The sequence below is a fragment of the Aeromonas media genome, from assembly GCF_000819985.1.
GTDB classification, from domain to species: Bacteria; Pseudomonadota; Gammaproteobacteria; order Enterobacterales; family Aeromonadaceae; genus Aeromonas; species Aeromonas media.
The window spans coordinates 1-10,068 of record NZ_CDBZ01000131.1 but is presented as its reverse complement, the minus strand read 5'-3'; the positions used below and the strand labels follow the sequence as shown (position 1 = coordinate 10,068).

The window sequence follows — 10,068 nt, the reverse complement described above, 5'->3', positions numbered from 1 at the left end:
GATTCAAATTGTTAAAGAGCAGGGTTTGAAACTATAACCCTCACTGGGTTGCTTTGCAAGCCAGACCAGACGCGCACTGCGCCGTGCTGATGGAGGCGCATTATAGGGATCTGATTCTTTCTGACAACCAAAAACTATGTGTTTTTTTGAGAAAGACGTTCAAGTGTTTAATATGCAACCAAATCGTACAAAACACCTTCGACAAAGGGCTCATAAGAGGTCACTTTCGGCAGCACCCGTGCCGCCCAGGCCAGGCTGCCTGCTCTATATAGAGGGGGTTCATATATGAGGGAGAGATGCGCAAATAGAAAAGGGCCCTGCCGGACCCTTTCAAATGTGTGCTGCTGACCAATCAGATGGAGAAGCTGGAGCCACAGCCACAGGTGGTCGAGGCGTTGGGGTTGGTCACGGTAAAGCGGGAGCCTTCCAGACCTTCGGTGTAGTCCACGCTACCCCCAACCAGATACTGCAGACTCATGGGATCGATCACCATGGTCACGCCGCTCTTCTCGACCACGGTATCCCCGTCGTTGATCTTTTCGTCAAAGGTGAAACCGTACTGGAAACCGGAGCAGCCCCCCCCAGTGATGTAGACCCGCAACTTGAGCTCGGGATTTTCTTCTTCGGTAATCAAGGTCTTTACCTTGTTCGCCGCCGCATCCGTCATCTGGATTGGCAACGGGGCTTCTGCTACTGCACTCATTACTGACCTCACAACCATTACATCCACAAACATGGAAACCGCGAAATTATCCAATACCCGACCATTTAGTTCAAGTATTCACCACTCTCTTACTGCACCACGGGCAAGGGGGCTGGTTGAGTCACCAGGGGCTTGAGTACCTCGCTCCACTCCGCCAGCAACTCCTGGGCCGGCTGGCGACCGTCCTTGGCGATGATGATCCTCACCCTATCCGGTACAAAGCCTGCCGGCAGTTGCCAGTTGCCTTCTAACAGCTGGAAGTAGCGCAGCGCATAGCGCCCCTCCCCGACCGTCATGCCAAGCTCGCGCCCACTGAGGATCCTGGGCTTGTCTGCCAGGCTGCCTTCGACCCTGATTTGTACTTGACCCCGAAACAGCTCCCGCTTCTTGGCGGGCTGGGTCAGGGCCAGACGATAGTGATAGCGACCCGGCACGCTGGTTTCCTGCAGGGTCAGGTTGTCGATGGTCACCCCCACCTGATCACCGGTAGGGCGCATGATACGCTCGAAGAAGGCCAGCTGACGCTTTTGCTCCTGTACCTGGGCTTCCTGATCCTTGAGGGTTTTCTGCAACTGTTCGAAGGCCGCCTTCTGGGTCGCCAGCAAGGTGTCCTTGACCCCCAGATCCGTCTTGAGCTGGCCTATGGCCTTGCTCTGCCGCTCCAGGGTCTCTTGCTGCACCGTCAGCAGACTGCTCTGGGCCAGTTCTTGCCGATTCCCGATGAAATAGCCGATGCAGGCCCCCACCGCCAGCACCACCAATACCTTCACGATTTGGAACATAGGGCCTCTTCTATTAGCACGCCATACCACGGCCTGTTTCCCTTCACTATACGCGACCTTGCCGGATTGATGCGGATAAACAAGGAGTTAACTGGCAGCCACGCTGCCGTCTCCCCGCTTTTGACGCGCCGCAAGCCGTAAAGTTCGCTCCAGGATCTGGGAATAGATGGGGCGCCCTCCCAACCACTGTGCCACCAGGGTGGCCCCTATGGTGGTGATCATCATGGGCAGGATCAGCTGATAGTTGTCCGTCATCTCGGTCACCAGCACTATACCGGTGATGGGGGCCCGCACTGTGGCGGCAAACAGCGCTCCCATGCCGGCGATGGCGAAGGCGCCGGGCTCTATGCCCAGATCGGGAAAGGCCGCATGGAACAGGTGGCCGAAGACCACCCCGAACAGGGTGCCGAGTGCCAGGGTCGGGGCGAAGACGCCGCCGGGGGCGCCCGAACAAAAACAGACGAGGGTGGCGATCAGTCGCACCGAGAAGATGAGGAATAGGGTCGCCATCCCATAGTTACCCCCCACCAGATGAGGGATCAGCTCGGTTCCCCCACCGGTCACCGAGGGTGCAAACAGCGAGAGCACGCCGAAGGTGCCTGCCACCAGCATGCCGATGGCAACGAAGCGGTGACGCTTGTTCTGATGCAGAGCCAGATAGCCGTCCTGACAGGCGAGCACCAGCTTGTTGAACACGAAGCCCAGCACGCCGAAACAACCCCCCATGAAGAGGAAGAGCCAGAGCGCCTTCAGGGCCGGGGCATCGTAGTGGGGCAGAGTGATGACAGGTGCCTGCCCCTTCATGTTCTGCAGCATCAGGGTCGCCATGACAGCCGAGATCCCCACCGCCTTGATGGCGAGGAAGGAGTAACGGAACTGCGGCCGCATCTCCTCCATCACGAAGAGTATTCCCGCCAGCGGCGCGTTGAAGGCGGCAGCCAGACCGCCCGCCGCCCCCGCAGCCAGCAGGGCGTGACCATGCTCCTTCGGCAGGCGGAAGATGTCCGCCACCATCTTGCCAAGGTTGCCGCCGATCTGTACCGAGGGCCCCTCCCGCCCCAATACCATGCCGGAGCTCAGGGTACAGATGCCGCCGAAAAACTTGACCGGCAAGACCCGCCACCAGCGCACCGGACGCAGTTCGTCCATGGCCCCTTCGATCTCGGGAATGCCGGAGCCACCCGCTTCCGGGGCGAAGGTGTGAGTGAGGAAGTAGCCGACAAACCCCAGCAGGGCGCTGAAACCAAAGCCCAGCAGCCCGAGCTGCCACCAGGGGCGATCCGCCAGCAGCAGGACTCGCTGCTGTGCCAGCCAGTGCACACCGGATTCAAACAACCCGCAGACCAGTCCGGCTAGAACCCCGACCAGGGCGGCCAGCAAGAGCACCAGCAGCGGCATCTTGTCCCGCTGGATCAGGCGCTGAAGGACAGGCGGGCGGCCTTGTGTGGTCGCCTCGCGAGGGGGGATAGCTTGTTGCACCATGGGTATTCACGCTCATCTGACGAGGGTCGAAAACACCCGGCCTCGGCTCGGCTGCCCAGCACAGGGCCTTTCTGCTATAGTCGGCCCGTTTCATTTATCACGGGTGCAGTCCGGGAGTCCGGGTGGCGAGAGCGCAAAGCATACTCCTCCCACCGCAGCCTGCCGAGCCGCAATCGACCGCCTGCGCCCGGGTGACGACCAAAATCCCATTAAGGATGATCCATGTCAAAATCAGATCAGCTGTTTGAACAGGCCCGCCAGACCATTCCGGGCGGCGTCAACTCACCGGTCCGCGCCTTCAATGGGGTCGGCGGCACACCCCGCTTCATCGATCACGCCGATGGCGCCTACCTCTATGACGTGGACGGTCAGGCCTATGTTGACTACATCGGCTCCTGGGGCCCCATGCTGCTGGGTCACAACCACCCGGCCATCAAGGCCGCCGTCATCAAGGCCGTTGAGAAGGGGCTGAGCTATGGCGCCCCCACCGAGATCGAAGTGCTGATGGCCGAGAAGGTACGCCAGATAGTGCCCTCCATGGAGCAGGTGCGTATGGTCAACTCCGGCACCGAAGCCACCATGAGCGCCATCCGCCTGGCCCGCGGCTACACCGGCCGCGACAAGATCGTCAAATTCGAAGGCTGCTACCACGGCCACGCCGACTCCCTGCTGGTCAAGGCAGGTTCAGGCGCCCTGACCCTGGGTCAGCCCAACAGCCCAGGCGTCCCGGCTGATTTCGCCAAGCACACCCTGACCTGTGTGTTCAACGATCTGGACTCGGTGCGTGAAGCCTTCACCCAGTACGGCAGCGAGATCGCCTGCATCATCGTCGAGCCGGTGGCAGGCAACATGAACTGCATCCCGCCGGTGCCCGGCTTCCTGGAAGGGCTGCGCGCCATATGCGACGAGTTCGGCGCCCTGCTGATCCTGGACGAAGTCATGACCGGCTTCCGCGTCTCTCTGCGCGGCGCCCAGGGCCACTACAACATAGACCCGGATCTGACCACCCTCGGCAAGATCATCGGGGCCGGCATGCCGGTGGGCGCCTTCGGCGGCAAGAAGAAGGTGATGCAATACATAGCGCCGACCGGCCCCGTCTATCAGGCTGGCACCCTCTCCGGCAACCCGGTGGCCATGGCAGCCGGTCTCACCATGCTGGACCTGCTGCTGGAGCCGGGCCTCTACGAGCAACTGAGCGACAAGACTGCGCGGGTTGCAGAAGGACTGAAAGCGGCCGCCACCAGGCACGGCATCCCGCTCGCCATCACCTATGTGGGCGGCATGTTCGGCTTCTTCTTCACCGAAGAGACCGAGATCACCCGCTACGAGCAGGTGACCCGCTGCGACATGGAGCGCTTCAAGCGCTTCTACCATCTGATGCTGGAGGAGGGTGTCTATCTGGCGCCGAGTGCCTACGAGGCGGGCTTCCTGTCGCTGGCCCACGGTGACAAGGAGATTGAACACACCCTGGCCGCCGCAGAGCGCAGCTTCGCCAAACTGGCGGGCTGAGCCCTGCCAGCATGAACCAAGGGCCCGCGAAGGGCCCTTTTTTGTTACCTCTGTCGTCTCGCCTTGCCAAAGCCCCCTTCTGGTGCAGCCCCCTCTCTCTTCTCGCCAGTGTTTGCCACTTGCTGGTGCATCCACGGCCACACTGGCTGTCATAAAGCGGGCCCACTATTTGCACTGCCTTACTCAGGAGCCCACTTGACCGAGGTCCATATGGCAGAGATGAGCCCCATCGATGTGCTGCGGCGCTATCAGGAGTACGAAACCGAGTTGACCCCCCTGTTGCTGGGGCTGCTCACCCTCCCCCAGGAGGCCCTCAAGGCCTATCCCTTCGTGCTGAGCGTGCAGAGCCTGGGCCAGAGCCAGGCAAGAGCGGGGATCCTGCCCCCCATTCCGGCCCCCCAGGGGCAGTTGCGGCTGAGGGTGCAGGGTCATGGCCGCGAGCTTGAGATCAATCTGCACCAGCTGATCGCCTGGCTGATGGGGGACAGGGAGCGGCGCCGCGCCATCCCCTGGTTCAGGGCCGTCTACGTGATCCTGAGTCTGGCGCTGTTTCTCATCGTGGGAACCCTGATCTGGCATGGCCTCGAGCAGCTCTATCTGCTGCTGTGCGGCACCCAGCAGAACCGGCTCGGCGCCTTCAGCGCCATCATCTTCCTGACCCTGGCACTGGCGGTGTTCGATCTCGGCAAGACCATACTGGAGGAGGAGGTGCTACTGCATAAGGATATCTTCCGCCACAGCGCCATTCGCCGCACCATCACCCGCTTCATCGCCGCCATCCTGATTGCGGTCTCCATAGAGGGATTGTTGCTGCTGTTCAAGGGCTCCCTCGGCCAGAACGAACTGCTCTGGCCTGCGGTGGGAGTGATGGGCTGCGCCGTGGGATTGCTGCTGGCGCTGGGGCTCTATGTCTTCCTCGGAGCAAAGGCCGAAGCCGCCCTGGTCGCCTCCAGTCAGCGGCCCCTGACCAGTGGCGGCGAGTCAGGGGCAGGCCTTCTGCCTCGGCGACGCAGTGGCTTCAGACGGGCGAGATAATTCCTCGCCCTGACAGACTTCCTGTGGATTGGAGACGGCTAGCGGGGAGCCTCACTCAGCTGGGCTTGTGCTTCAACCTGGATGTCGGGCTGACGGCGCGCCGCCTGCCAGGAGGCGTACATGGTCCAGGAGGTGTAGATGACGATGAAGGCCACCAGCCACTTGAGCATCTCCATGTCCATGGACTGCACCAGCATGGCCGCCAGCACCACGCCGATGGGGCCGAAGAGGGCCACCGCCAGCACGGCCCTGGCATCGAAGGCCCCCTTGCGGATGAAGGTGCCCGCCGAGAAGACGCTGAGCACGGCGGTGGACCCCATCATGATGGGGAAGGCCGCCAGCGGGTTCATCCCCAGCAGATAGACCAGGGTCATGCAGGGGGCGAACAGGCCGATGCCCACATTCATCAGCACCCCGAACAGGAAGTTGCCGAGCAAGGCTATTCCCAGCTTGTAGCCACTGAGCCCCATCGCATCTCCGCCAACGGGGAAAAGGCCCAGCAGACCGGCGAAGATGAGCCCGGCAACGACCAGCAGGGAGACCGCCATCACCAACCTGATGGTCTGGCGATCGAACGAGGCCACATGACGAGCACCCCAGGCGGCGCCCGCGGCGGCGGCGGCCATCATGCTGATGAGGGTGAGCGGATCCACCTTGACCACGCCGATGAAGATGAGGGACTGGGTCACGGTCGGCAGCACACACTGACCGTTGAGGGTACCCGGCAGCAGACGATCGTCGATCAGCTTGAACTGCTTGTAGCAGGCGGTCTTGACCGCGAAGCTGCCGACCCCAAGGGTGTCGAGAAAGTTGGCGACGAAGCCGATGGCCGCCACCGGCCAGAAGGGGGTGGACTCCAGCTCGCCCCGACGCCGCTTGTGCCACCAGGCGTGAACCAGCATGAAAATAAAGACCAGGGCGCAACCGATGAACAACAGGCGCAGAAAAGTGACAAGCATAGGGGGACCTCCAGCAACGGGCGGCGATTCTAAGGCAGCCCACAGAAAAAATCCTGGTCTGGATCACGCTTTCATCGGATGCAAACGTTTGGCCCCGTCAGTTTCTGATGGTAAAGCTCGAATGACTCTGCCAATACTTGTCGTTGAGGGCGCAAGCCCGCACTCATCGGGCGTAGTCCTGGTCATTTCGCGACGACCACAGCACCGATGGGCATAAGCAAAAGAAGGCGGTCACCCGCCTTCTTTTTATTGCCCTCTGCTACTCAAGCAACAAGGCGTTCCGGCGATCCAGCGGGGCAACCTGGGGGTAAGGCGGTCGATCAGCCGATCCGACAATGGAGTCAGCAGCAGGGGCGGCAGACAGATGAGGGCGAGGCAGAGGGCGCCGACATAGACGTCCGTCAGCCAGTGGGCACCAGCGAGGATGCGAGGGGCCGAGAACAGGGGCACCATCAGCACGGCGATCACTGCGGCGCGGCGCGGCAGGTAGCGCAGGGCAAAACCGGCGAAGATCATCAAGAACAGGGCATGATCGCCGGGGAAGCTGTCGCCGGCGGAGTCCTTGGTGGGAATGGCACTGATCTCGGTCAGGCGCAGCGCCCCGTCCACCATCAGGGTTGGGCTGGGACGGCTGACCGGCAACAGATGCCCGAGCTGATTGATCACCAGGGCCCCCAGCAACATGACGATCCCCATGGCCACCAGACGACGGCGCCCCTCAACATGGGCCCGGAAGAAGCAGGCACCCAGGATCAGTCCCATGCAACCCAGGGTGGCCAGATCGAACAGGCGATTGTTGGTGATGGCCACCAGATCGGCCCAGCGGGGGGGTTGACCCAGCCAGCCATTGACCAGCTGGAAGGTGGCGAGATCCCAGTGATCCCAGGGGCCATGACCCGGCAGGGTGGCCCAACTGAGGGCAATCAGGCCCCCGATCAGATAGAAAGGTATGAACTTGCTCATGCCGAGTCTTCCTTCAAAAAGCGGTGATTCTAGGTCAGCCTCCGAGTGACTTGCATCACAAAAATGTAAGAATTCATGTAACAAACAACATCCTGTTGACTCCTTTTTGACCCAACCCGTTATCACCGGATACCGGGGCCGTCAGCACCACCTTGGCGCGCCGAGGGCTTGCGGCTAGTATGAGGCTCCTTTTACTCAGGATGATGGCTATGCGCAGTTACCTTCGCATGATGTTGTTTGCCCTCGGTTTGCTGGCGGGCGTGCAGATACCGGGGATCGTCGATCTCTACTACCAGCGGCTGGATGCACGCCTGCAACAGGCCAGCCTCAGTCTGGAACCCTTCCAGCGCACCGCAGATCAACACTTTGGCGGCGATCTCGACGCCCTGGTCGCCCATTACGGCGCCAGCCAGGATCCTGTCTTCACTCAGGATGCCACCAGCCTGCGGCAACTGGTGAGCCAGCAGCACCATCTGCAGCAGGAGCGCGCCTTCCAGGATAGGCCCTGGTACCTGCAAGTCTCCCACCTGCTGTTGCAGGCGGACCCCCAGCTCTGGCAGGACACCCTGCGCAACTACGGCTATGTGGTGCCCCTCAAGCAGGCCGCCATCTTCTGCGGTGTGGCGGCGGGACTGCTCGCGTCCCTGCTGGGGGATCTGCTGCTCAGCCTGCTCCTGCTGCCCTTTCGCCCGCGCCAGCCCGCCCCCCGTCACGCCCTGCGCTGATCCCTAGCCGTCTCAAGCAACAGGGGCCAGCGGCCCCTGTTGTCGTTCTCCTCCTAAAAGGGGCTACTCGAAGGGTTCAAGATAGGCCTCGATGGCCTTCTTCAGCCAGGCCAGCACCTTGCCGTGATGGGCGTTCTCCGACAGATAGACCCCGTAATCGCGCCACTGCAGGCTGAACTTGTGCTTCAGGGTCAGCAGCTCTCCCTGCCGCAGCTGGCTCTGGATCAGCGGTGAGGGCAACACAGCCCAGCCCAGGCCGTCCAGCACCGCATCCCGCATCAGCTCGAAGCTCGACAACCCTATGTGCTGGCCACCGATGGGGAGCAGGCTCTTGACCGAAAACTCGTCCACATAAGAGAGGGTGACCTGGGTCTGATCGGTCAAGTCCTGCTGCAGCACCCGCTTCAACCCGGCTAGCGGGTGGCTCGGCGCCACCACCATCAGGGTGCGGATCGGGTTGAGCACGTCTATGTTGAGGCCGCTGCGCTCCTGATCCTCGGTGATGAGGCCGAAGGCGGCATCGACAAACCCCTCCTCCACCAAGGCAGGCAGTTCGGGGGGCGAAGCCAGCACCAGGGAGATGCTGGTGCCGGGAAACTGCTGGCGCAGCGCCCCCAGCATCTCGCGCCAGACCGGCTCGGGGATGGCGTCGTCCCGCGCTACCCGCAGCGCCACCTCTGCCCCTGAGGCGTGGTGCTCGCACTTGAGCTTGAGACTGTTGGCCGCCTGCAGCAGCCGCCGGCAGTCGTCCAGCACCTGCTCCCCTATCTCGGTGAGTCGGCTCTGGTTGGCCCCTCGTTCAAAAAGGTCGACGCCAAGATCCACTTCCAGGGAGGCGATCGCCGTGCTGACGGCGCTGCGGCTCTTGCCAAGGCGCCTGGCGGCATTGGCAATCGAGCCACTGTCTGCTGATTCTACAAAGAGTTGTATCTGATAAAGCTTCATGGTCACGCTCTGGCGGCAGCTTGTTCCATCCTCACCTTACGCCGCCGCCCTCCTCCGAGGCAAACCATCAGCACCTGAATTCTCGACGCTCAGCGATTCTGCCGACTGAACAGACTGCGGCTATCCTCTCCCTCGTCGCAGCAACAGAAGGAAACCCCATGTTATCCAGTCCCCTGCTTTTGGCCCGCCTCTTCCTGACGGGCGCCATCCTGACCGAGGTGGCAGGCACCTCCACCATGGCCCTGATCCCGGAAAGTGAGGCTGGCTGGTTCAACTACCTGCCGATGTGGCTGCTCATCGCCCTCTCCTACCTGATGCTGGCCAAGGCCGCCAAAACAATCTCCATTGGTATTGCGTTCGCGTTGTGGGAGGGGCTGGGAATCGCCCTGATCACCGCCGTCTCCGTGCTGTTCCTGGGCTACGAGCTGAGTGTGCAGGAGTGGATCGGGCTGGCGCTGGCAATAGTGGGCATTGTTATGGTGACCCTGGGGGAAACCCATGCCGAGCCGGTTGAGCCGACCCTTGCCAAGGAGGCCCCATGCACCCGTTGATCATCGTTCTGGGCGCCGCCCTGCTGGATGTGGGGGCCAACATGGCCATCAACCGCTCCCTCGGTTTTCGCCACAAGGGCTGGGGCCTGCTCGGCATATTGCTGGTGATCTGTGCCTTTACCCTGCTCTCGGAAGCGGTGAGCACCGGCAGGATAGATCTCGCCGTGGCCTATGCCACCTGGGGCGCCATCGGCATCCTGGGCACCGCCCTCGGCGGCCTGCTGCTGTTTGGCGAGCGCCTCAAGCCCGTCGGCTGGGTCGGCATCCTGATCATGGCCGTCGCCGTGACCCTGCTGACCACGGCGTGATGGACGGCCTGGCCCTATGAAAAAAGCCGCCCGGTGTTCGCCGGGCGGCTTTCTTGCGCACTCATGCTGCAGCAAAGCCCGCTCATGCCGCAATGCTGTTCACTTA

The 10,068-nt window shown here is 62.0% G+C and carries 11 protein-coding genes; 5 read left to right on the top strand and 6 right to left on the bottom strand.

Features of this window, described 5'->3' with window-relative positions; all coding sequences use genetic code 11:
- Positions 1-352 precede the first annotated feature (352 nt).
- From erpA to clcA, 3 genes are all read right to left on the bottom strand, one after another.
- Positions 353-703, bottom strand: coding sequence for an iron-sulfur cluster insertion protein ErpA (gene erpA, locus BN1127_RS11000; RefSeq protein WP_025328177.1), 351 nt, complete (start codon positions 701-703; stop codon positions 353-355).
- Positions 704-792: 89 nt separating this feature from the next.
- Positions 793-1,485, bottom strand: a complete 693-nt coding sequence (locus tag BN1127_RS10995) for a DUF6776 family protein (RefSeq protein ID WP_042649482.1) — start codon at positions 1,483-1,485, stop codon at positions 793-795.
- A gap of 87 nt (positions 1,486-1,572) precedes the next feature.
- A complete protein-coding gene (gene clcA, locus BN1127_RS10990; protein ID WP_042649481.1) occupies positions 1,573-2,967 on the bottom strand; it encodes a H(+)/Cl(-) exchange transporter ClcA in 1,395 nt (464 codons plus the stop codon).
- A gap of 222 nt (positions 2,968-3,189) precedes the next feature.
- On the opposite strand from clcA, the gene hemL reads away from it, so the two are divergent.
- Together hemL and BN1127_RS10980 are read left to right on the top strand one after the other, a co-directional pair.
- Entirely contained in the window at positions 3,190-4,476 is a 1,287-nt protein-coding gene (hemL, locus tag BN1127_RS10985) for a glutamate-1-semialdehyde 2,1-aminomutase (protein WP_042649480.1), read from the top strand.
- A 210-nt stretch (positions 4,477-4,686) separates the two neighbouring features.
- A complete protein-coding gene (locus BN1127_RS10980; RefSeq protein ID WP_042649483.1) occupies positions 4,687-5,511 on the top strand; it encodes a hypothetical protein in 825 nt (274 codons plus the stop codon).
- 38 nt (positions 5,512-5,549) lie between these two features.
- Here the strand turns inward: BN1127_RS10980 and BN1127_RS10975 are convergent, their stop codons facing one another.
- Both BN1127_RS10975 and BN1127_RS10970 read right to left on the bottom strand, forming a co-directional pair.
- A complete protein-coding gene (locus BN1127_RS10975; protein WP_042649479.1) occupies positions 5,550-6,470 on the bottom strand; it encodes a sulfite exporter TauE/SafE family protein in 921 nt (306 codons plus the stop codon).
- A 246-nt stretch (positions 6,471-6,716) separates the two neighbouring features.
- On the bottom strand, positions 6,717-7,433 hold the full coding sequence (locus BN1127_RS10970; protein WP_042649478.1) for a phosphatase PAP2 family protein: 717 nt from the start codon (positions 7,431-7,433) through the stop codon (positions 6,717-6,719).
- A gap of 209 nt (positions 7,434-7,642) precedes the next feature.
- Between BN1127_RS10970 and BN1127_RS10965 the strand changes: the two genes are divergently transcribed.
- Positions 7,643-8,158, top strand: a complete 516-nt coding sequence (locus tag BN1127_RS10965) for a DUF2937 family protein (RefSeq protein WP_042649477.1) — start codon at positions 7,643-7,645, stop codon at positions 8,156-8,158.
- 63 nt (positions 8,159-8,221) lie between these two features.
- Here the strand turns inward: BN1127_RS10965 and BN1127_RS10960 are convergent, their stop codons facing one another.
- Complete coding sequence (locus tag BN1127_RS10960; protein ID WP_042649476.1) at positions 8,222-9,103, bottom strand: LysR family transcriptional regulator; 882 nt, start codon at positions 9,101-9,103, stop codon at positions 8,222-8,224.
- A gap of 158 nt (positions 9,104-9,261) precedes the next feature.
- Here BN1127_RS10960 and BN1127_RS10955 point away from each other — a divergent pair, with 158 nt between their 5' ends.
- Together BN1127_RS10955 and BN1127_RS10950 are read left to right on the top strand one after the other, a co-directional pair.
- Entirely contained in the window at positions 9,262-9,654 is a 393-nt protein-coding gene (locus BN1127_RS10955; RefSeq protein ID WP_042649475.1) for a DMT family transporter, read from the top strand.
- The gene (locus tag BN1127_RS10950) at positions 9,642-9,962 is read left to right on the top strand and encodes an SMR family transporter (RefSeq protein ID WP_042649474.1); all 321 of its coding nucleotides are present in this window, start codon (positions 9,642-9,644) and stop codon (positions 9,960-9,962) included. Before BN1127_RS10955 ends, BN1127_RS10950 begins: the two co-directional genes overlap by 13 nt.
- Positions 9,963-10,068: the final 106 nt, after the last annotated feature.